The 22,071-nt window shown below is 49.7% G+C and carries 22 protein-coding genes and 3 pseudogenes; 15 read left to right on the top strand and 10 right to left on the bottom strand.

Translation table 11 applies throughout. The features are described from left to right. The first annotated feature begins 33 nt into the window (after nt 1-33). Together fepA and entD are read left to right on the top strand one after the other, a co-directional pair. Nucleotides 34-2,274: a siderophore enterobactin receptor FepA gene (gene fepA / locus FEK50_RS01840; protein WP_130260257.1), complete on the top strand. Its 2,241-nt coding sequence runs from the start codon at nt 34-36 to the stop codon at nt 2,272-2,274. A 173-nt stretch (nt 2,275-2,447) separates the two neighbouring features. Further along, nucleotides 2,448-3,068, top strand: coding sequence for an enterobactin synthase subunit EntD (entD, locus tag FEK50_RS01845; protein ID WP_131161019.1), 621 nt, complete (start codon nt 2,448-2,450; stop codon nt 3,066-3,068). 121 nt (nt 3,069-3,189) lie between these two features. Here entD and hokE (FEK50_RS01850) read toward each other — a convergent pair whose 3' ends face one another. Further along, on the bottom strand, nt 3,190-3,342 hold the full coding sequence (gene hokE, locus FEK50_RS01850; RefSeq protein WP_000956465.1) for a type I toxin-antitoxin system toxin HokE: 153 nt from the start codon (nt 3,340-3,342) through the stop codon (nt 3,190-3,192). Nucleotides 3,343-3,692: 350 nt separating this feature from the next. Continuing rightward, nucleotides 3,693-3,845 (bottom strand): type I toxin-antitoxin system toxin HokE, encoded by a 153-nt coding sequence (gene hokE, locus FEK50_RS01855; protein WP_000956465.1) that lies wholly within the window; start codon nt 3,843-3,845, stop codon nt 3,693-3,695. Here hokE (FEK50_RS01855) and FEK50_RS24780 point away from each other — a divergent pair. Next, a pseudogene (locus FEK50_RS24780) lies at nt 3,814-4,063 on the top strand (hypothetical protein); the annotation flags it as partial. The gene hokE (FEK50_RS01855) and the pseudogene FEK50_RS24780 sit on opposite strands and share 32 nt — an antisense overlap. Before the next feature lie 131 nt (nt 4,064-4,194). On the opposite strand, the gene hokE (FEK50_RS01860) reads toward FEK50_RS24780, so the two are convergent. Further along, complete coding sequence (gene hokE, locus FEK50_RS01860; protein ID WP_000956465.1) at nt 4,195-4,347, bottom strand: type I toxin-antitoxin system toxin HokE; 153 nt, start codon at nt 4,345-4,347, stop codon at nt 4,195-4,197. Here hokE (FEK50_RS01860) and FEK50_RS24785 point away from each other — a divergent pair. Beyond that, nucleotides 4,316-4,567 (top strand): annotated as a pseudogene (locus FEK50_RS24785) (hypothetical protein); the annotation flags it as partial. The gene hokE (FEK50_RS01860) and the pseudogene FEK50_RS24785 overlap by 32 nt on opposite strands. Before the next feature lie 4 nt (nt 4,568-4,571). Here the strand turns inward: FEK50_RS24785 and FEK50_RS01870 are convergent. Next, the gene (locus FEK50_RS01870; RefSeq protein ID WP_131161018.1) at nt 4,572-5,276 is read right to left on the bottom strand and encodes a GNAT family protein; all 705 of its coding nucleotides are present in this window, start codon (nt 5,274-5,276) and stop codon (nt 4,572-4,574) included. Nucleotides 5,277-5,417: 141 nt separating this feature from the next. Between FEK50_RS01870 and FEK50_RS01875 the strand changes: the two genes are divergently transcribed. The 5 genes from FEK50_RS01875 to ybdG all read left to right on the top strand — a co-directional run bounded on the left by FEK50_RS01875 (nt 5,418) and on the right by ybdG (nt 9,535). After that, a complete protein-coding gene (locus tag FEK50_RS01875) occupies nt 5,418-6,536 on the top strand; it encodes a YbdK family carboxylate-amine ligase (protein WP_130206409.1) in 1,119 nt (372 codons plus the stop codon). A gap of 65 nt (nt 6,537-6,601) precedes the next feature. Further along, a complete protein-coding gene (locus tag FEK50_RS01880) occupies nt 6,602-6,850 on the top strand; it encodes a DUF1158 domain-containing protein (RefSeq protein ID WP_130206407.1) in 249 nt (82 codons plus the stop codon). Nucleotides 6,851-6,914: 64 nt separating this feature from the next. Next, nucleotides 6,915-7,283, top strand: a complete 369-nt coding sequence (locus tag FEK50_RS01885; RefSeq protein WP_130206405.1) for an MmcQ/YjbR family DNA-binding protein — start codon at nt 6,915-6,917, stop codon at nt 7,281-7,283. A 93-nt stretch (nt 7,284-7,376) separates the two neighbouring features. After that, nucleotides 7,377-8,030 carry an oxygen-insensitive NAD(P)H nitroreductase gene (nfsB, locus tag FEK50_RS01890; RefSeq protein WP_131161017.1) on the top strand — a complete coding sequence of 218 codons (654 nt, stop codon included), beginning with the start codon at nt 7,377-7,379 and terminating at the stop codon, nt 8,028-8,030. 257 nt (nt 8,031-8,287) lie between these two features. Further along, complete coding sequence (gene ybdG / locus FEK50_RS01895; protein WP_130206401.1) at nt 8,288-9,535, top strand: mechanosensitive ion channel YbdG; 1,248 nt, start codon at nt 8,288-8,290, stop codon at nt 9,533-9,535. Between the two features lie 95 nt (nt 9,536-9,630). Here the strand turns inward: ybdG and pheP are convergent, their stop codons facing one another. The 5 genes from pheP to cusC all read right to left on the bottom strand — a co-directional run bounded on the left by pheP (nt 9,631) and on the right by cusC (nt 17,258). Then, a complete protein-coding gene (gene pheP / locus FEK50_RS01900; protein ID WP_112006421.1) occupies nt 9,631-11,013 on the bottom strand; it encodes a phenylalanine transporter in 1,383 nt (460 codons plus the stop codon). A 112-nt stretch (nt 11,014-11,125) separates the two neighbouring features. Further along, a complete protein-coding gene (gene cusA / locus FEK50_RS01905) occupies nt 11,126-14,269 on the bottom strand; it encodes a Cu(+)/Ag(+) efflux RND transporter permease subunit CusA (RefSeq protein ID WP_131161016.1) in 3,144 nt (1,047 codons plus the stop codon). 11 nt (nt 14,270-14,280) lie between these two features. Then, complete coding sequence (gene cusB / locus FEK50_RS01910) at nt 14,281-15,504, bottom strand: Cu(+)/Ag(+) efflux RND transporter periplasmic adaptor subunit CusB (RefSeq protein ID WP_131161015.1); 1,224 nt, start codon at nt 15,502-15,504, stop codon at nt 14,281-14,283. Nucleotides 15,505-15,519: 15 nt separating this feature from the next. Further along, nucleotides 15,520-15,852, bottom strand: coding sequence for a Cu(+)/Ag(+) efflux RND transporter periplasmic metallochaperone CusF (gene cusF, locus FEK50_RS01915; protein WP_000709870.1), 333 nt, complete (start codon nt 15,850-15,852; stop codon nt 15,520-15,522). 26 nt (nt 15,853-15,878) lie between these two features. After that, nucleotides 15,879-17,258 (bottom strand): Cu(+)/Ag(+) efflux RND transporter outer membrane channel CusC, encoded by a 1,380-nt coding sequence (gene cusC / locus FEK50_RS01920; RefSeq protein WP_131161014.1) that lies wholly within the window; start codon nt 17,256-17,258, stop codon nt 15,879-15,881. Between the two features lie 156 nt (nt 17,259-17,414). Here cusC and cusR point away from each other — a divergent pair, with 156 nt between their 5' ends. From cusR to FEK50_RS24390, 6 genes and pseudogenes are all read left to right on the top strand, one after another. Next, a complete protein-coding gene (gene cusR, locus FEK50_RS01925) occupies nt 17,415-18,098 on the top strand; it encodes a copper response regulator transcription factor CusR (protein ID WP_000770953.1) in 684 nt (227 codons plus the stop codon). Beyond that, entirely contained in the window at nt 18,088-19,536 is a 1,449-nt protein-coding gene (cusS, locus tag FEK50_RS01930) for a Cu(+)/Ag(+) sensor histidine kinase CusS (protein ID WP_131161013.1), read from the top strand. The genes cusR and cusS overlap by 11 nt, the downstream gene beginning before the upstream one ends. A gap of 262 nt (nt 19,537-19,798) precedes the next feature. Further along, on the top strand, nt 19,799-20,230 hold the full coding sequence (locus tag FEK50_RS01935; RefSeq protein ID WP_131161012.1) for an SMI1/KNR4 family protein: 432 nt from the start codon (nt 19,799-19,801) through the stop codon (nt 20,228-20,230). Between the two features lie 39 nt (nt 20,231-20,269). Continuing rightward, nucleotides 20,270-20,395, top strand: a pseudogene (locus FEK50_RS24380) (ISAs1 family transposase); the annotation flags it as partial. 40 nt (nt 20,396-20,435) lie between these two features. Continuing rightward, the gene (locus FEK50_RS24385; RefSeq protein WP_240780239.1) at nt 20,436-20,891 is read left to right on the top strand and encodes a hypothetical protein; all 456 of its coding nucleotides are present in this window, start codon (nt 20,436-20,438) and stop codon (nt 20,889-20,891) included. A 33-nt stretch (nt 20,892-20,924) separates the two neighbouring features. Continuing rightward, on the top strand, nt 20,925-21,470 hold the full coding sequence (locus FEK50_RS24390) for a hypothetical protein (protein WP_240780238.1): 546 nt from the start codon (nt 20,925-20,927) through the stop codon (nt 21,468-21,470). Nucleotides 21,471-21,776: 306 nt separating this feature from the next. On the opposite strand, the gene FEK50_RS24145 is transcribed toward FEK50_RS24390, so the two are convergent. Continuing rightward, complete coding sequence (locus FEK50_RS24145) at nt 21,777-21,947, bottom strand: hypothetical protein (protein WP_165488979.1); 171 nt, start codon at nt 21,945-21,947, stop codon at nt 21,777-21,779. Nucleotides 21,948-22,071: the final 124 nt, after the last annotated feature.

Consider the following 22,071-nt stretch of genomic DNA (forward strand, 5'->3'; position numbering starts at 1 on the left):
TGCAATTCGTGGCAAAAATGCAGGAATAAAACAATGAACAAGAAGATTCATTCCCTGGCCTTGTTGGTCAATCTGGGGATTTATGGGGTAGCACAGGCACAAGAGCCAACTGATACTCCTGTTTCACATGACGATACCATTGTCGTTACCGCCGCAGAGCAGAACTTGCAGGCGCCTGGCGTTTCGACCATCACCGCAGATGAAATCCGCAAAAACCCCGTTGCCCGCGATGTGTCGGAAATCATCCGTACCATGCCAGGCGTTAACCTGACCGGCAACTCCACCAGTGGTCAACGTGGTAATAACCGCCAGATTGATATTCGCGGCATGGGGCCGGAAAACACGCTGATTTTGATTGACGGCAAGCCGGTCAGCAGCCGTAACTCGGTGCGTCAGGGCTGGCGTGGCGAGCGCGATACCCGTGGTGATACTTCCTGGGTGCCGCCTGAAATGATTGAACGTATTGAAGTTCTGCGTGGTCCGGCAGCTGCGCGTTATGGCAACGGCGCGGCGGGCGGCGTAGTTAACATCATTACCAAAAAAGGCAGCGGCGAGTGGCACGGCTCATGGGATGCGTATTTCAACGCCCCGGAGCATAAAGAAGAAGGTGCCACCAAACGTACCAACTTCAGCCTGACCGGTCCGCTGGGCGATGAATTCAGCTTCCGTTTATATGGCAACCTCGACAAAACCCAGGCTGACGCGTGGGATATCAACCAGGGCCATCAGTCCGCGCGTGCCGGTACATATGCGGATACGCTGCCCGCCGGGCGCGAAGGGGTGATCAACAAGGATATTAATGGCGTAGTTCGCTGGGACTTCGCGCCTCTGCAATCACTCGAACTGGAAGCAGGCTACAGCCGCCAGGGCAACCTGTATGCGGGCGACACACAGAACACAAACTCCGATTCCTATACCCGCTCGAAATATGGTGATGAAACCAATCGCTTGTATCGCCAGAACTACTCACTGACCTGGAACGGCGGCTGGGATAACGGTGTGACCACCAGCAACTGGGTACAGTACGAACACACGCGTAACTCGCGTATTCCGGAAGGTCTGGCGGGCGGCACCGAAGGGAAATTTAACGAAAAAGCGACACAGGATTTCGTCGATATCGATCTTGATGACGTGATGTTGCACAGCGAAGTTAACCTGCCGATTGATTTCCTCGTTAACCAGACGCTGACGCTGGGTACGGAGTGGAATCAGCAGCGGATGAAGGACTTAAGTTCCAACACACAGGCGCTGACCGGAACGAATACCGGTGGTGCTATTGATGGCGTGAGCGCCACCGACCGTAGCCCATATTCAAAAGCAGAAATTTTCTCGTTGTTTGCCGAAAACAACATGGAGCTGACTGACAGCACCATCGTAACGCCGGGGCTGCGTTTCGATCATCACAGCATTGTTGGCGATAACTGGAGTCCGGCGCTGAACATATCGCAAGGTTTAGGCGATGACTTCACGCTGAAAATGGGCATTGCCCGCGCCTATAAAGCGCCGAGCCTGTACCAGACCAACCCGAACTACATTCTCTACAGTAAAGGTCAGGGCTGTTACGCCAGCGCGGGCGGCTGCTATCTGCAGGGGAACGATGACCTGAAAGCGGAAACCAGTATCAACAAAGAGATTGGTCTGGAGTTCAAACGCGACGGCTGGCTGGCGGGCGTCACCTGGTTCCGTAACGATTATCGCAATAAGATTGAAGCGGGCTATGTGGCTGTAGGGCAAAATGCGGCTGGCACCGATCTCTATCAGTGGGATAACGTGCCGAAAGCGGTGGTTGAAGGTCTGGAAGGATCGTTAAACGTACCGGTTAGCGAAACGGTGATGTGGACCAATAACATCACTTATATGCTGAAGAGTGAAAACAAAACCACGGGCGACCGTTTGTCGATCATCCCGGAATATACGTTGAACTCAACGCTGAGCTGGCAGGCACGGGAAGATTTGTCGATGCAAACGACCTTCACCTGGTACGGCAAACAGCAGCCGAAGAAGTACAACTATAAAGGTCAGCCAGCGGTTGGCCCGGAAACCAAAGAAATCAGTCCGTACAGCATTGTTGGCTTGAGCGCGACCTGGGATGTGACGAAGAATGTCAGTCTGACCGGCGGCGTGGACAACCTGTTCGACAAGCGTTTGTGGCGTGCGGGTAATGCCCAGACCACGGGTGATTTGGCAGGCGCCAACTATATCGCGGGTGCTGGCGCGTATACCTATAACGAGCCGGGACGTACGTGGTATATGAGCGTTAACACTCACTTCTGATGCTAACGTCAGATTGTTGACAAAGCGCGCGTCGTTCATGCCGGATGCGGCGTGAACGCCTTATCAGGCCTACAAAATCTTGCCAATTCAATATATTGCAGGACCACGTAGGCCTGATAAGCGTAGCGCATCAGGCAGTTTTGCGTTTGTCATCAGCCTCTAATATGGTCGACATGAAAACTACGCATACCTCCCTCCCCTTTGCCGGACATACGCTACATTTTGTTGAGTTTGATCCGGCGACTTTTCACGAGCAGGATTTACTCTGGCTGCCGCACTACGCGCAACTGCAAAACGCTGGACGGAAACGCAAAGCCGAACATTTGGCCGGGCGGATCGCTGCTGTTTATGCGTTGCGGGAATATGGCTCTAAATGTGTTTCCGCAATCGGCGAGCTACGCCAACCTGTGTGGCCTGCGGGGTTAAATGGCAGTATTAGCCACTGCGGGACTACGGCATTGGCAGTGGTATCCCGTCAACCGATTGGCATTGATATTGAAGAAATTTTTTCTGCGCAAACTGCGGCAGAATTGACAGACAACATTATTACGCCAGCGGAACACGAGCGACTCGCAGACTGCGGTTTAGCCTTTTCTCTGGCGCTGACACTGGCATTTTCCGCCAAAGAGAGTGCATTTAAGGCAAACAAGATACAGGCCGCTCCAGGTTTTCTGGATTATCAGATAATTAGCTGGAATAAACAGCGGATCATTATTCGACGAGAGGATGAGCAGTTTGCTGTGCACTGGCAGCTTAAACAAAAGATAGTCATAACGCTGTGCCAACACGATTAATTGACAACATCTGGTACGGTTCGCCCGCAGCCATCACTGACCGCGGGCGAAAGTGTAAAGCAGGTGCCTTACCACCCTGACCTGACAACCGGATATGCGGGGATTACTCCCCGCACAACGGCTACTTCTTCGGTTCGTAAGCGAGAACAGCCTTAAACTCAATATTACGTTCCTTTACGGTGAACTCACACAGCGAGTCTCCGACCAGAAGCGTAAATCCCAGCACTGTTAAGCACAGCACTATGACTGCCACAAGGGCATATTTCGTCAGCATGTTTATATTGCCTCCATGCGAAGAAGGGACTACCATCCGAGTTGTTGAGGTTCGGAGTGGCAGCCCCAGGGTTGATAGAAATATCTCCTGGGGCTTCATCTTTCCAGACCTCAGAGTAAACCTGAAACCGGAAAGCTTCAGGCACCCGCAGTTATCTTACCCTTCCTTAGCAAAATTACTGTTCATTTATACAGTAAATCCTGTTTCGGACTTCTGTCGGCAAAACTGATCATTGCCCTTAAAACGAAATCGCCCGCAGCCAATGCTGACCGCGGGCGAAAGTGTAAAGCAGGTGCCTTACCACCCTGACCTGACAACCGGATATGCGGGGATTGCTCCCCGCACAACGGCTACTTCTTCGGTTCGTAAGCGAGAACAGCCTTAAACTCAATATTACGTTCCTTTACCGTGAACTCACACAGCGAGTCTCCGACCAGAAGCGTAAATCCCAGCACTGTTAAGCACAGCACTATGACTGCCACAAGGGCATATTTCGTCAGCATGTTTATATTGCCTCCATGCGAAGAAGGGACTACCATCCAAATTGTCTGGTTTGGAGTGGCAGCCCCAGGGTTGATAGAAATATCTCCTGGGGCTTCATCTTTCCAGACCTCAGAGTAAACCTGAAACCGGAAAGCTTCAGGCACCCGCCGTTATCTTACCCTTCCTTAGCAAAATAGCTGTTTGTTTATACAGTAAATCCTGTTTCGGACTTCTGTCGGCAAAACTGCTCATTGCCCTTAAAACGAAATCGCCCGCAGCCATCACTGACCGCGGGCGAAAGTGTAAAGCAGGTGCCTTACCATCCTGACCTGACAACCGGATATGCGGGGATTACTCCCCGCACAACGGCTACTTCTTCGGTTCGTAAGCGAGAACAGCCTTGAACTCAATATTACGTTCCTTCACCGTAAACTCACACAGCGAGTCTCCGACCAGAAGCGTAAATCCCAGCACCGTTAAGCACAGCACTATGACTGCCACAAGGGCATATTTCGTCAGCATGTTTATATTGCCTCCATGCGAAGAAGGGACTACCATCCAAATTGTTCAGGTTTGGGTAGGTAGCCCCAGGGTTGATAGAAATATCGTCCTGGGGCTTCATCTTTCCAGACCTCAGAGTAAACCTGAAACCGGAAAGCTTCAGGCACCCGCCGTTATCTTACCCTTCCTTAGCAAAATAACTGTTTATTTATACAGTAAATCCTGTTTCGGACTTCTGTCATTCATTATCCGATCCGCAACTGGGCCAGGCTTTTTTTCTGCCCTCCCAACTCGTCAAAATTCTCCTCCGCCAGCCAGCTCTGCAGCACCTTGCCACATTGCGGCCATTCGCTATCAATAATCGATAACCAGTCGCTGTCACGGTTACGCCCTTTGCGCACGATTTTCTGCCGGAAACGACCTTCAAAAACAAAACCTAAACGTTCAGCAGCGCGGCGTGATGCCAGATTAAGCGAATCACATTTCCACTCCACGCGCCGATAATTATGAGCAAAGGCGCATTGCAAAAGTAACCAGATCGCTTCTGTACCGAGCACGCTATTTTTCATTCGCGGAGACCAGGTAACATGGCCGATTTCAACCGAACCATGTTCGCGTTCGATTGCCATAAAACAGACCAGCCCAACGGCCCGCGCAGAACGATTATCAACCACGGCAAAGGGCACCAGTGAAAGATCATTCACTTTGCCAGCAATCCATGACTCGGTAGCAGCAACACTTGCCGGACGACTGCTGGCAAGCCACGTCCAGTCACGCTCGTCTGGCGCCTGAGCATATGCATCAAACAGATCGCCTGCGTGACGTTGCGCGTCTAGTGGCTCCAGTCGACACCATTGTCCTTCCAGTAAATGACGCGGTAAAACCGCTGCACCTTGCCAGTCCGGCAGCGCATCGCCGACCGTCTGTCCATATTGATTAATTTCCGGCACGACCTTCCCCTTTTGCTGATGTTTTAAACTGTTATATCAGTTCGCAATCACAACAAGAAAGAAACATTCCAGAACTTCCGCATCTCGCCCAGCCGCTCCCACTTCTATACTGAAATGAAAACGCCAACATAAGAGAAACCTATGCCATTACCCAATTTTCATGTTTCTGAACCTTTTACCCTCGGTATTGAACTGGAAATGCAGGTGGTTAATCCGCCGGGCTATGACTTAAGCCAGGACTCTTCAACGCTGATTGACGCGGTTAAAAATGAGATCACTGCCGGAGAGGTAAAGCACGATATCACCGAAAGTATGCTGGAGCTGGCGACGGATGTTTGCCGTGATATCAACCAGGCTGCCGGGCAATTTTCAGCAATGCAGAAAGTCGTATTGCAGGCAGCCGCAGACCATCATCTGGAAATTTGCGGCGGTGGCACACACCCGTTTCAGAAATGGCAGCGTCAGGAGGTATGCGATAACGAACGCTATCAACGAACGCTGGAAAACTTTGGCTATCTCATCCAGCAAGCGACCGTTTTTGGTCAGCATGTCCATGTTGGCTGCGCCAGTGGCGATGACGCTATTTATTTGCTGCACGGCTTGTCACGGTTTGTGCCGCACTTTATCGCCCTTTCCGCCGCGTCACCGTATATGCAAGGAACGGATACACGCTTTGCCTCCTCACGACCCAATATTTTTTCCGCCTTTCCCGATAATGGCCCGATGCCGTGGGTCAGTAACTGGCAACAATTTGAAGCCCTGTTTCGCTGTCTGAGTTACACCACGATGATCGACAGCATTAAAGATCTGCACTGGGATATTCGCCCCAGCCCCCATTTTGGTACGGTGGAAGTTCGGGTGATGGATACCCCGTTAACTCTTAGCCATGCGGTAAATATGGCAGGATTGATTCAGGCTACCGCCCACTGGTTACTGACGGAACGCCCGTTCAAACATCAGGAGAAAGATTACCTGCTGTATAAATTCAACCGTTTCCAGGCCTGCCGTTATGGTCTGGAAGGCGTCATTACCGATCCGCACACCGGCGATCGTCGGCCTCTAACGGAAGACACCTTGCGTTTACTGGAAAAAATCGCCCCTTCCGCACATAAAATTGGTGCGTCGAGTGCGATTGAGGCCCTGTATCGCCAGGTTGCCAGCGGCCTGAATGAAGCACAATTGATGCGCGATTTCGTCGCCGATGGCGGCTCGCTGATTGGGTTGGTGAAAAAGCATTGTGAGATCTGGGCCGGTGACTAAGCCGGGAATTGCCTTACAGAAGAATATCCCTGACAATGGTGTTTTAACTTACATTTAACAATGTTATGAAACACCCTTTAGAAACCTTGACCACCGCAGCTGGCATCTTGCTGATGGCTTTTCTCTCTTGCCTGCTGCTGCCCGCCCCCGCACTGGGGCTGACGATGGCCCAGAAACTGGTGACCACGTTCCGTCTGATGGATCTGAGTCAACTTTACACTTTGTTATTTTGCCTGTGGTTTTTAGTGCTGGGCACTATTGAGTATTTTGTTCTGCGCTTTATCTGGCGACGCTGGTTCTCGCTGGCGGATTAAACGTCGATTATCGTCGTGCTTCGCGGCATACTTTGCTTATTCTCCTTCGCCTAAAGGAACGTTTATGGATAAGCAATCACTGCACGAAACGGCGAAACGCCTGGCCCTTGAGTTACCCTTTGTCGAGCTTTGCTGGCCGTTTGGCCCGGAGTTTGATGTCTTTAAAATTGGCGGCAAGATTTTTATGTTGTCGTCAGAACTGCGCGGCGTTCCCTTTATCAATTTGAAGTCCGATCCACAAAAATCCCTGTTAAATCAGCAGATATATCCAAGCATTAAGCCTGGGTATCACATGAATAAAAAGCACTGGATTTCGGTCTATCCCGGCGAAGAAATCTCCGAAGCGTTACTTCGCGATCTGATCAACGATTCATGGAATTTAGTGGTTGATGGCTTAGCTAAACGCGATCAAAAAAGGCTGCGCCCTGGCTAAAACGTAAATCTATAGCGCATTTTTCTCGCTTACCATTTCTCGTTGAACCTTGTAATCTGCTGGCACGCAAAATTACTTACACATGGAGTCTTTATGGATATCATTTCTGTCGCCTTAAAGCGTCATTCCACTAAGGCATTTGATGCCAGCAAAAAACTTACCCCGGAACAGGCCGAGCAGATCAAAACTCTACTGCAATACAGCCCATCCAGCACCAACTCCCAGCCGTGGCATTTTATTGTTGCCAGCACTGAAGAAGGCAAAGCGCGTGTTGCCAAATCCGCCGCCGGTAATTATGTGTTCAACGAGCGTAAAATGCTTGATGCCTCGCACGTCGTGGTGTTCTGCGCGAAAACTGCGATGGACGATGCCTGGCTGAAGCTGGTTGTTGACCAGGAAGATGCCGATGGCCGCTTTGCCACGCCGGAAGCGAAAGCCGCGAACGATAAAGGTCGCAAGTTCTTCGCCGATATGCATCGTAAAGATCTGCATGATGATGCAGAGTGGATGGCAAAGCAGGTTTATCTCAACGTCGGTAATTTCCAGCTCGGCGTGGCGGCTCTGGGTCTGGACGCGGTACCCATCGAAGGTTTTGACGCCGCGATCCTCGATGAAGAATTTGGTCTGAAAGAGAAAGGCTATACCAGTCTGGTGGTTGTTCCGGTAGGTCATCATAGCGTTGAAGATTTTAACGCGACGCTGCCGAAATCTCGTCTGCCGCAAAGTATCACCTTAACCGAAGTGTAATTATCCTGACAGCCGGGAACCCATCCCGGCTCAGATTGCTAACAAAGTGCGCTTTGTTTATGCCGGATGCGGCGTGACCGCCTTATCCTGCCTACAAGTTCGTCCAGTTCATTCAAGGTAGGCATGATAAGCGTAGCGCATCAGGCAATTTTATATTTGCCATCAGCTCTCGCAGGAAATTCCCCCTCAGATTCTCCTGATTTGCATAACCCCCTTTCAGCCGTCATCATAGGCCGCTGTTGTATATAGGAGATGTTATGCAGGATTTAATATCCCAGGTTGAAGATTTAGCGGGTATTGAGTTTGATCACACCACCTCGATGGTGATGATTTTCGGTATTATTTTTCTGACCGCCGTTGTAGTGCATATTATTTTGCACTGGGTGGTACTACGTACCTTCGAAAAACGTGCCATCGCCAGCTCACGGCTGTGGCTGCAAATCATTACCCAAAATAAACTCTTCCACCGTTTAGCTTTTACCCTCCAGGGGATTATCGTCAATATTCAGGCGGTATTCTGGCTGCAAAAAGGCACTGAAGCAGCTGATATTCTGACCACCTGCGCGCAGTTGTGGATCATGATGTATGCGCTGCTTTCTGTCTTCTCGTTGCTGGATGTTATTTTGAATCTGGCGCAGAAATTCCCGGCGGCAAAGCAGTTGCCATTAAAAGGGATATTTCAGGGGATTAAACTGATCGGCGCGATTCTGGTCGGCATTTTGATGATCTCACTGCTGATTGGTCAGTCGCCAGCAATTCTGATCAGTGGTCTTGGCGCGATGGCCGCCGTGCTGATGTTGGTGTTTAAAGATCCGATCCTCGGTCTGGTGGCCGGCATTCAGCTTTCCGCAAACGATATGCTGAAACTGGGCGACTGGCTGGAAATGCCAAAATACGGCGCGGATGGCGCAGTAATTGATATTGGTTTAACCACCGTCAAAGTGCGCAACTGGGACAATACTATTACCACTATTCCCACCTGGTCGCTGGTATCTGACTCTTTTAAAAACTGGAGCGGGATGTCAGCATCCGGTGGGCGACGTATTAAGCGCAGTATCAGTATTGATGTCACCAGTATTCGTTTTCTTGATGAAACTGAAATGCAGCGGCTGAATAAAGCGCATTTGTTAAAGCCTTATTTAACCAGCCGCCATCAGGAAATTAATGAGTGGAATCGCCAGCAAGGTTCTACGGAGTCGGTATTAAACCTGCGCCGAATGACCAATATTGGAACCTTTCGTGCCTATCTGAACGAATATCTGCGTAACCATCCGCGGATTCGTAAAGATATGACCTTAATGGTGCGCCAGTTAGCTCCGGGCGATAACGGTTTACCGCTTGAGATCTACGCGTTTACTAATACCGTGGTATGGCTGGAATATGAAAGCATTCAGGCTGATATATTCGACCACATATTTGCGATCGTCGAAGAGTTTGGTCTGCGACTTCATCAGTCGCCAACCAGCAATGATATTCGCTCCCTGGCGGACGCATTTAAGCAGTAATTAAAAGCCGCTCTCATCGAATGGATGAGAGCGGCTTCAGATTGTTGTCATCGTGTTGTCGGATGCAGCGTGAATGCCTTATCCAATCGGCACTATTATTTCGCTTTCCGACGCAGCGTTTTAAACGCCACAAACAGGAATACAATCCACACCGGCAGCAGAATTGCCGACAAGCGCATATCATCCATCGTGCACATCAGCAGCAAAATCATGCCGAGGAAGGCAATGCAGAGATAGTTGCCGAACGGATAAAGCAGCGCCTTAAACTGTGTTTCACGCCCCTGACGTCGCATCGCCGCGCGAAAACGCAGATGCGCCAGACAGATCATAATCCAGTTCAACAGCAGCGTTGCTACCACCAGCGCCATCAGCAGACCAAACGCTTTTTGCGGCAGCAGATAGTTAATCAGCACCACCAGCGAAGTGATCGCTCCGGAAAGCATCAGTGAGTTGATCGGCACGCCGCGACGGCTGACGCGAGTCAAAAACTTCGGCGCATTACCCTGCACAGAAAGACCAAACAGCATCCGGCTGTTAGAGTAAACCCCGCTGTTGTACACCGATAATGATGCCACCAGAATAACGAAGTTCAGCGCAGAAGCCACCACGTTGCTGTCAAGATTATGGAAAATCATCACAAACGGGCTACTGTTGGATTTCACTTCCACCCACGGATAGAGTGCCAGTAAAACCACCAGTGAACCGATATAAAACAGCAAGATGCGATACACCACCTGATTCACTGCTTTAGGGATGCTTTTTTCCGGATCGCGCGCTTCAGCGGCAGTAATACCAATCAGTTCCAGCCCTCCGAAGGAGAACATAATCACCGCCAGCGACAAAATCAGCCCATTCCAGCCGGTGGCAAAGAAACCACCGTAGCGCCAGAGGTTGTCGATACTGGCTTTCTCACCGCCATGACCAGAAAACAGCAGCCACAGGCCAAATCCGATCATGCCGATAATCGCCAGCACTTTAATCAGCGCAAACCAGAACTCAGTTTCACCATATAAGCGCACGTTCACCAGGTTAACGGCGTTGATGATAATAAAGAAGGCGGCAGCCCAGATCCAGGTGGGGACATCCGGGAACCAGTACTGCATATAGATGCCCGCAGCGGTCAGCTCTGCCATTCCCACCAGCACGAACATCACCCAGTAGTTCCAGCCAGAAAGGAAGCCCGCAAACGGTCCCCAGTATTTATAGGCAAAGTGGGCAAATGAACCGGATACCGGCTCTTCGACCACCATCTCGCCAAGCTGGCGCATAATCAGGAAAGCGATGATCCCGGCGACGCCGTAGCCCAGCAATACAGCCGGACCCGCCATCTGAATCGCCGGGCCAATGCCAAGAAACAGACCAGTACCAATAGCGCCGCCCAGCGCAATCAGTTGAATATGACGGTTATGTAATCCGCGATGAAGCGTCGGCTCTTGATTCGACGCAGTATCTTCCGATACGGTTGACGCGTTTTTCACGCCTTTCCCCTGTGTGTCTTTTTTGTTGAGGGGCACCTTTTAACATTTAGTGCCCATCGTCGCAAGACACAATCCACACAGTTAAACCGGGTATCCTTCCCCGGCTCTACTTTTATTTCCAAACCCGATGCCGATGCAGCCACATCAGCTTATACGCCGCCGGGATAATAAACAGCGATAGCAGAGGTGCGGTGATCATGCCGCCAATCATCGGCGCGGCGATGCGGCTCATCACCTCTGAACCCGCTCCCGTTCCCCACAGAATCGGCAGCAGACCAGCGATAATCACCGCCACCGTCATCGCTTTCGGGCGCACGCGCAGTACCGCGCCGTGATACAACGCCTCATCCAGCTTCTGCTCGCTGAATGTTTGCGGATTATTCAGCGACGGCTCGGCCTCTATGGCGTGACGTAAATACATCAGCATCACCACGCCAAATTCGGCGGCGACCCCGGCAAGGGCAATAAAACCGGTACCCGTCGCCACGGAAAGATGAAAACCCATCCACCACAGCAACCAGATACCGCCCACCAGCGCAAACGGTACGCTGCTGATAATCAGCAACGCTTCGCCCACGCGACGGAACGCCAGATACAACAGCACGAAGATGATCATCAACGTCATCGGCACCATGAGTTTCAGCTTATGGTTGGCGCGCTCCAGCAACTCGAACTGCCCGGAGAATGCCACGCTGGTGCCCGGTTTTAACTGCACTTTCTCGGCAATCGCTTTTTGCAGATCGTGAACCACCGACACCATGTCACGATCGCGGGCATCGATATAAATCCAGCTCGTCGGGCGCGCATTCTCGGTTTTCAGCATCGACGGTCCGGTAGAGACTTTAACGTCGGCCACGTCTGCGAGGGTAATTTGCTGCTTCATCGGCGTCAGGATCGGCAGCTGACGCAGCGCCTGCGGACTATCGCGCCAGCTTTGCGGATAACGCAGATTAATTGGATAACGGGCAATCCCTTCCACCGTTTCGCCAACCATCGCCCCGCCCACCGCAGAAGTCACAAACAACTGCACATCCGCCACCGTCATACCGTAACGCGCGGCCTTTTCACGGTTAATTTCAACGTTGATATAGCGCCCACCTTCCAGACGCTCGGCAAGAGCAGAAGCCACGCCTGGTACCGTTCGCGCCACTTCTTCAATTTGCTCCGCCATCGCGTCGATATCCGCCAGCACAGTGCCGGAAACTTTAATGCCGATGGGGCTTTTAATGCCGGTTGAGAGCATATCGATACGGTTACGAATTGGCGGCACCCACAGATTCGCCAGCCCCGGCAGACGCACGGTGTTATCCAGTTCCTCAATGATTTTGTCCATCGTCATGCCTGGCCGCCACTGATCCTGCGGCTTAAGCTGGATGGTCGTTTCGACCATCTCCAGCGGAGCAGAATCGGTGGCGGTTTCCGCTTTCCCGGTTTTGCCAAATACCCGCGCCACTTCAGGTACGCTCATAATCAGCTTGTCGGTTTTTTGCAGCATGCTCGCCGCCTCCGCTGCGGAAATCCCTGGCAGCGTCGATGGCATATACAACAAGTCGCCTTCATTGATCTGCGGTAAAAATTCCCCGCCAACTTTATTGAGCGGCCAGATAACCGTCAGCACCGAAAGTGCCGCCACCAGCAGCGTGGTTTTTGGCCAGTGCAATACTTTCAGCAACAGCGGATGATAAATACGAATCAAAAAGCGATTGAGCGGGTTACTGCTTTCTGGCGGAATTTTGCCACGGATCCAGTACCCCATCAGGATAGGGATCACTACGATCGCCAGCAGCGCCGCCCCCGCCATCGCATAAGTTTTGGTGAACGCCAGCGGGCCAAATAGACGCCCTTCCTGCCCTTCCAGGGTGAAGATCGGGATAAACGACAGCGTGATAATCAGCAGACTGATAAACAGCGCCGGACCTACTTCAACAGATGCATCGGTGATCACCTGCCAGCGCGTTTTATTATCCAGCGTGGCGTCAGGATGCTGGTGCTGCCACTCTTCGAGCCGTTTATGCGCATTCTCGATCATGACGATAGCGGCATCGACCATCGCCCCGACGGCAATCGCAATGCCGCCCAGCGACATAATATTGGCATTCAGCCCCTGGAAGTGCATGACAATAAAAGCAATACACAACCCCAGCGGCAACGAAATAATCGCCACCAGCGCCGAGCGCACATGCCAGAGAAACAGCGCGCAGACTACCGCCACCACAATAAACTCTTCCAGCAACTTGCCGCTGAGGTTGTCGATGGCGCGGTCAATGAGCTGGCTGCGATCGTATGTTGTAACTATCTCCACGCCTTCCGGCAGACTGCTTTTCAGCGTTTCCAGCTTGTCCTTCACGGCGGCGATCACTTCACGGGCGTTTTTGCCGGAGCGCAGGATCACCACCCCGCCAGCCACTTCGCCTTCGCCGTTCAGTTCGGCAATGCCCCGGCGCATTTCCGGTCCAATCTGGACCTTTGCAACATCACGCAGATAAACAGGCACGCCATTTTCACTGGCTTTTAAAACGATATGATTAAAGTCGTCGAGCGTTTGCAGATAGCCGCTGGCGCGCACCATATATTCCGCTTCCGCCAGTTCGATCGACGAACCGCCCGCTTCCTGGTTTGAAGCATCCAGCGCGCTTTTTACTTCGGCGAGACTGATGCCATATTGCGCCAGGCGCTGGGGATCGATAACCACCTGATACTCTTTTACCACACCGCCCACCGACGCCACTTCCGCAACGTCAGGGATGGTTTTTAGCTCATATTTGAGAAACCAGTCCTGCAATGAGCGTAAATCGGCCAGATCATGCTTACCGCTGCGATCCACCAGTGCATATTCATAGATCCAGCCAACACCCGTGGCATCTGGCCCCAGCTCGGCGCTGACTCCCGCAGGCAGCTTACCCTGTACCTGGTTGAGGTACTCCAGCACCCGCGAGCGCGCCCAGTACGGATCGGTGCCATCTTCGAAAATGACATACACATAAGAGTCGCCAAACTGCGAGAAACCGCGCACCGTCTTCGCGCCAGGCACCGACAACATGGTGGTGGTCAGCGGATAAGTCACCTGATTTTCAACGATTTGCGGCGCCTGACCGGGATAGCTGGTTTTAATAATCACCTGCACATCGGAGAGATCCGGCAGCGCATCCACTGGCGTGTTAATGATGGTCCAGGTACCCCAGATACTTAGAAACAACGCGCCCATCAGCACCAGAAAACGGTTCGCCACTGAGCGACGAATAATCCATTCAATCATTGGTTATTCCCTCAATGCGCATGGGTAGCACTTTCAGAGCGCATCCGCTCCAGTGCGCCAGAAATATTGGCTTCAGAATCAATCAGGAACAGGCCGCTGGAAACCACCTTTTCACCTTCTGCCAGACCAGAGCGTAACGCGGTGACGCCTTGCGATGCCTGGAAAACGGCAACGCGTTTCGGTACAAAGCGTCCGTCGGCATCAACGGTAATCACCCGCTGTTCGTTGCCGGTATCAATCAGCGCCTGTGACGGAATGAGCAGCATCGGTTCGCTGGCAGTGTTGAGTTGCAACCAGGCGTTCATGCCCGGTTTTAGCGCCTCGTCGGCGTTGTCGACTTCCAGACGCAGCTGCAGCGTGCGGGTCGCGGCATCCACGCCGGGTAGCTGCGTCCATTTGCGGATGGTGAGTGTTTTATCGGGTCGCGCCGGAACGGTGAGCGTAAACTGCGAGGCATCTTTCACCAGCCAGGCGATGGATTCCGGGATCGCAGCAGTGACCCACACCGGGTCCATACCCTGAATTTTCGCGACCACGTTATCTTTGGCAATATTCATACCCGCGCGCAGATCAAACGCGGTGATCACGCCATCAATGGGCGCTTTGAGCGTAAAGCGAGTCTGGATTTTTTGCGTGGTAATCAGGCGGCGAATATCCGCCTCCGGCATTCCCGCCAGTCTCAGCCGCTCAAGAATGCCTTCAGTCTGGGTCGCCGTACCGCCGGTTTCGCGCAGCAGTAAATACTCACTCTGCGCTTCCACCCAGTCGGGAATGGTCAGGTCGAGAAGCGGTGTGCCCTTTTGCACTTTATCGCCCACGGTAAGCGGATACACCTTGTCGACAAACCCGGCGGCGCGAGCCTGCACAATGGCATACTGATACTCGTTGTAACTGACATTCGCCGGAAAACTCTGGGCAAAAGTCAGCGGCCCGCGCGTGACGGTAGCCGTTTTCACCCCCAGATTTTGCGTCTGGGTCGGGTCAATGCGCACACCAGACGCAGAACTCTCTTCATCGGCATATTTCGGCACCAGATCCATATCCATAAACGGCGATTTACCTGGTTTATCGAACCGCGTATTGGGATACATCGGGTCGTACCAGAATAAGACTTTACGTTCTGCGGTCGACGTTTTTTCTGCGGGCGGTTCAGCTTGGGCAAACCAGGTAAAACCTGCCGCAGAAATAATACCGCCCGCGATCATGCTGCCGATAATAAGCGCGATTTTTTTCATCTCATTAAACCTGGGTTACTGGCTGACTTTAATATCCTGTAATAAAGAAAGGTTGCCCTGCTGGACAAAATTAAACGCCACTTTGTCGCCGGTTTTAATTTCACTCATTTTCGTCTGCGGGGTGATAGTAAAGCGCATGGTCATCTCCGGCCAGTTCACGGCAGCAATCGGATCGTGATGGATGGTGATTTTTTTGCTTTCCAGATCAATACCTTTTACCACGCCAGTGGCGCTAATAACCTGTGGTTGTGCTTCGCTCATGGTTTCATGATGATGTTCGTTAGCCTGGGCATTAAAGCCAATAACGGTAAACAGACTGAACATTGCGACTTGCAGTGCTTTTTTCATTTATTCTCTCCTGGAGTTAAAAATTACTACTGCCAACCGCCACCAAGTGCGGTATATAAAGAAATTTCGTTAACCTGACGGGCATAATTCAGGTCGAGTAAAGTTTGTCGGGTTGCAAATAAAGAACGCTCGGCATCCAGCACTTCCAGATAACTTACTGCGCCGTGCTGATATAATGCCCGCGCCCGTTGCAAAGTAATTTGCAGCGACGCGAGATAACGCTGCTGGGCGCTAATTTGATCGTTCAGGCTTTGACGTAATGCCAGCGCATCTGCCACTTCTTTAAAGGCGTTCTGGATTTTTTGTTCATAATTCACCACCGACTGCTGCTGGCGAATTTCGGCGATATCCAGATTGGCCTGGTTGCGTCCGGCATTAAAAATGGGGATCTCAATTTTGGGTATAAAATTCCACATCCCGCTGCTGGCGTTAAATAATGACGATAGATCGCTACTGGCGGTCGATATTCCGCTGGTCAGGCTTATAGACGGGAAAAATGCCGCACGCGCAGCACCAATATTGGCATTGGCCGCCATTAACGTGTGTTCAGCTTCCATAATATCCGGGCGCTGCAATAAGATTTGCGACGACAATCCCGCCGGTAATTGAACGCTTTGCAGGCTGTCGCTGTTTACTGTCTGCGCTTGCGGCAGCTTGCCGTAGCTTCCCAATAACAGTTGCAATGCATTATTCGCCTGCGCCAGTTCACCCTGACGTTTAGCGATGTCGCTGCGGGTACTTTCAATCACCCCGCGAGCCTGTTCCAGCGCCAGAACATTGCTGCTACCGGTTAATAGTTGTTTTTCGACAAACGCATAGGACTGCTGATAATTACGCAGCGTTTCTTCGGCTATTTGCAATTGCGCATACGCCAGCTGCTGATTGAAATAGCTTTGCGCGACATTAGAAACCAGCAGAATATGCACCGCGCGCTGAGCTTCCTCAGTAGCTAAATAATTTTGTCGCTCGGCTTCGCTCATGTTCTTTAAGCGACCGAAAAAATCGAGGTCAAAGCTGGCGTTAAGGCCAGTCGAGAACTCCCGCGTCGTGGCGGAATCGCCTTTAAGATTGCCGCTCCAGCTGCCGCTGCCCTCGCCATTGAGCTGTGGGTAGCGGTCGGCATCAGTCAGACGATATTGCGCCCGCGCTTCCTGCACTTTCAGCGTCGCCATGCGCAAATCCCGGTTATTCACCAGCGCCTCGCTAATCAGCGTCTTCACCTGATTATCAACAAAAAAGGTGCGCCAGCCCGCGTTCTGGTAGTTATCCACTGCGTTAACCAGGCCGTTCTGGCTGAGTGAGAACTGCTGCGGCACGGGCATTGCCGGACGCTGATAATCCGGTGCCAGTGAGCAACCGCTTAGCGCAAGGGCCACACAAAGTGTCAGGAATTTACAATGAGACATAGGCGCATAATTTCTGGTGATTTTATGCCGCCAACTTTACTCGCCAGGCTCTGATTTTCCGGTGACAGGAAAATGACAAAATTGTCATTTTGCCAATAAGCGATTGCCATCTGATCCCGCTACTCTAGAATTGCCCGGGCAACATGCGGAGGATATATGAAACTGTTGATTGTCGAAGATGAAAAGAAAACCGGAGAATACTTGACCAAAGGGTTAACCGAAGCCGGTTTTGTGGTCGATTTGGCCGACAACGGGCTGAATGGCTACCATCTGGCGATGACCGGTGATTATGACCTGATAATCCTCGATATTATGCTGCCGGACGTGAACGGCTGGGATATCGTGCGCATGTTGCGTTCCGCCAATAAAGGGATGCCGATTCTGTTGCTTACCGCGCTTGGCACCATTGAACATCGCGTCAAAGGGCTGGAGCTGGGAGCGGATGACTATCTGGTGAAGCCGTTCGCTTTTGCTGAACTGCTGGCGCGGGTGCGCACTCTACTGCGGCGCGGGGCGGCGGTGATTATCGAAAGTCAGTTTCAGGTTGCCGATTTGATGGTCGATCTCGTCAGCCGCAAAGTCACCCGCAGCGGCACGCGCATCACTTTGACCAGTAAAGAATTTACTCTGCTGGAGTTTTTCCTTCGTCATCAGGGCGAAGTGCTGCCCCGCTCGCTTATCGCCTCGCAGGTGTGGGACATGAATTTCGACAGCGACACCAACGCCATTGATGTGGCGGTGAAGCGGCTGCGCGGCAAAATCGACAACGACTTTGAGCCAAAGCTGATTCAAACCGTGCGCGGCGTAGGCTATATGCTTGAGGTGCCGGATGGCCAGTAAGCCATTTCAGCGCCCGTTTTCGCTGGCAACCCGCCTGACCTTTTTTATCAGCCTGGCCACCATCGCGGCGTTTTTCGCCTTTGCATGGATCATGATCCACTCAGTAAAAGTGCATTTTGCCGAGCAGGATATTAATGATTTAAAAGAGATTAGCGCCACCCTTGAACGCGTACTTAATCACCCTGACGAGACGCAAGCCCGACGCTTAATGACGCTGGAAGATATCGTCAGTGGTTATTCCAACGTGTTGATTTCCCTGGCAGATAGCCAGGGTAAAACGGTGTATCACTCCCCCGGTGCGCCGGATATCCGCGAGTTTACGCGTGACGCCATACCCGATAAAGACGCGCGGGGCGGCGAGGTGTATCTCCTTTCCGGCCCGACGATGATGATGCCAGGCCACGGTCACGGGCATATGGAACACAGCAACTGGCGGATGATTAACTTGCCGGTTGGCCCGCAGGCGGACGGCAAACCGATTTATACGCTCTACATCGCGCTTTCGATCGATTTTCATCTTCATTACATAAATGATTTGATGAATAAACTTATTATGACCGCATCGGTAATCAGCATCCTGATCGTCTTTATCGTGCTGTTGGCGGTACATAAAGGTCACGCGCCGATCCGCAGCGTCAGCCGTCAAATCCAGAATATCACCTCGAAAGATCTCGACGTTCGCCTTGACCCGCAGACCGTGCCGATTGAGCTGGAACAGTTGGTACTGTCGTTCAACCATATGATCGAGCGTATTGAGGATGTCTTTACCCGCCAGTCCAATTTCTCAGCGGACATCGCCCACGAAATTCGCACACCAATTACGAATCTCATTACGCAAACGGAAATCGCCCTCAGCCAGTCGCGCAGCCAGAAGGAGCTGGAAGATGTGCTCTACTCTAATCTCGAAGAGCTGACCCGAATGGCGAAAATGGTCAGCGATATGCTGTTTCTCGCCCAGGCCGATAACAACCAGTTAATCCCCGAAAAGAAAATGCTCAACCTGGCGGATGAAGTCGGCAAAGTGTTCGATTTTTTCGAGGCGTTAGCGGAAGATCGCGGCGTGGAGTTGCGATTTGTTGGCGACGAATGTCAGGTTGCGGGCGATCCGCTGATGCTGCGTCGGGCGTTAAGCAACCTGCTTTCTAATGCCCTGCGTTATACGCCAACCGGAGAGACAATTGTAGTGCGCTGTCAGACGGTCGATCACCAGGTGCAAGTTACCGTCGAAAACCCCGGTACGCCCATTGCGCCCGAGCACTTACCACGATTGTTTGACCGCTTCTATCGCGTTGACCCTTCCCGTCAGCGAAAAGGTGAAGGTAGCGGTATTGGCCTGGCGATAGTGAAATCAATTGTTGTGGCGCATAAAGGCACGGTTGCGGTAACGTCAGATGCGCGAGGGACAAGGTTTGTGATTGTGCTGCCGGAGAGGGAGTGATTGTTCACATAGTGCAATGGATATTATTTGAATTGAGAATTTGATATTTCGCCGGGATAAAAAGCGTAAAATCCGTTTCGTGCAGATGGTGAGTTTTATCAGGGTATGGCGGTAGCGTAACTGCCTTTGGATAATATATATAACATGAATGTATTACCCGGATAACTTCACCAGCTAAATATATTCTTGAGATTAAAATATCGTATATTAATCGTATGGATGAAAACCCTGTTAATTTTTAACGAATTATGAGTAATATAATATGAAAAAAATCATAGAACAGATAAAACCATTTTGGACAAAATATGATTCTTTGTCAGAAAACGATATGATGTTGTTAGAGTCTAATTTCACGCATCGTTTGCCAGAAAATATGAGAGAGTTTTTTCTGTGGTCTAACGGTGGAGCAGGTAAATTTTACAATATTTACATTTCCTTGTGGCCATTAAAAGAAATCAAGGAATTAAATGATGGTTATTTAATCAATCATTATCTAGGTGAACAGTTCATGGCTTTTGGTTCTGATGGTGGGCCGATATGTTTTTTACTGGATTATCGTAATCCAGAGCATACCAGAATATCTTCCGTAAATTTTGGTGACCTGGATATAGATGAAGTAAAACAAATAGCAATTTCATTCGATGTTTTTTTAGAATTGGCAAGAAATGGAGAAATTATAAGTAATAATTTGTAGTCAAGCAATCATCTCTCATACTGGAAATTGTCGAGGAAAGCAGAGGAAATATTTTCATGAATAAGACACGTCGTCATTAATCTTTTGACGCAATATAAAGCATTTAAGGCTGGATTAATGCGTAAGATAAGAAAATCAGTCAGAAATAACGACTCTCTCATTTAAGATTTTCATAATCTCATTCAGTTATCTTGAGTATAAGAATATGGAAAAAGTTAATTATATATCGCTATCACTCATTCAAAAAATAGATGATCGCTCTCGTTTTGGCTCTAAATCTGAACTCTGTATATATGGTGAAAACACAGGAATTACAATTCCTGCAGATTATCTTGAAACTGCAATTTTATTAGATGACGGTCGTTATTTACTTTTTGTGACTGAGGATGTGCCTTATGAAGAATCTCTTGAACTGCTATTAATAGATATAAAACAGGATATTCAGGAACAAATGACTATTGCGGTCCCTTATGGTAGCGGAACCTTACGTGAAATGAGATTATATGAAAACCATATCGAATTTAGTTATTTTTCTGATGAAACATGGAGAGTGGAAGTTTCGTCATCGCGTTTTTTCAGGCTTCCTTTTCAGTATGGTTTTTTAGTAACACGTCATCCATTTCGTTTGAGCTATTTTATTCATATCAAGTTGTTTCGGTGAAATTGACACAATCTCATATAAAAAGGATTACGAATGGCAACTGCCAGGATAAATGTTTTTTGCACGAACGAGGAACTGTCTAATTGGCTCGCGATTGTAGCCTCAAAATACCAATTACATTCAATTTGGTTTACACTACAAGATGAATACTCTAAGCAATTAAATATTTTAACAGAAAAGATCCCTGCTGTAGCACATCGAATTTATCTTATGCCCAACATTAAACCTAACAATAAAAGAATAAAGTTTAGTAGCATTGATCGTTATTATGGTTGGATTGAAATAAAGCCGGGGCATTTAGTTGAGTATAATGGGGCAAAGATTTTACAACTTACTGAAATTAATACTGCTGATTCTGAGGATAAATTAATATGCTTATGTAAAGTCATTCACTGGCTTAAACGACAGATTATAGCCAATGAATTCTCCGGTGTAACGGGAAAGAACATCATTTATGGCGGAGAAACTATTTATCCTCATATTCTTTATACGCATCAAGCCAAATCTCTTTTTTATGATAAAGTTATCTGGAAACAAGACTTTTTATTCAATTCTGTATATGAGCCATTTATTCCTTAGAACTTTCAGCAAACAATCTTAATCACTATGAATATGACTAAAAAAGAAGCATTAGAATTCCTTGTTCTAAATCAACCCATGTATTAAAAGCATTGTTTTAGTCAACCAGGAAATGTTCCAATAAAATACACAATTCAAGAGCATAATAACCATGCAATCTACCAATAGCGAATCCCCTTATAAATTTGCGAACAAACTACTGATTGGCCTGTTAGCATGCATGCTATACAGAATAATTTCCATCATAATTACAATCATTTATACCTATTTTACTGTTCCTCATAAAGTACATATATCAACGAATATTTATATATTTTTTTCTTTCTTATTTATATCATTGATATTTTTTGTCGTCACCTTCACATCTAGTAAAAAAGTGGCAATTATAATTGCAACGCTATCGATAATATTATTAGGAGTCGAAACCTTTAATTCAGGATTGCCATATCGCGCTTTATCAATGATGTTTTCAGCCATGCTTTCATATTTCTTTATATTTTTATGTAATTTTAAAGATAAAGAAAATTCTAAACATAAAAACGTCCTGAAAGTTGCGTGCGCAATTTTGTACGTTTTTTATCTTTTTTATGAGCACGAATTT

It is taken from the genome of Escherichia sp. E2586 (assembly GCF_005781105.1).
Taxonomy (GTDB): domain Bacteria; phylum Pseudomonadota; class Gammaproteobacteria; order Enterobacterales; family Enterobacteriaceae; genus Escherichia.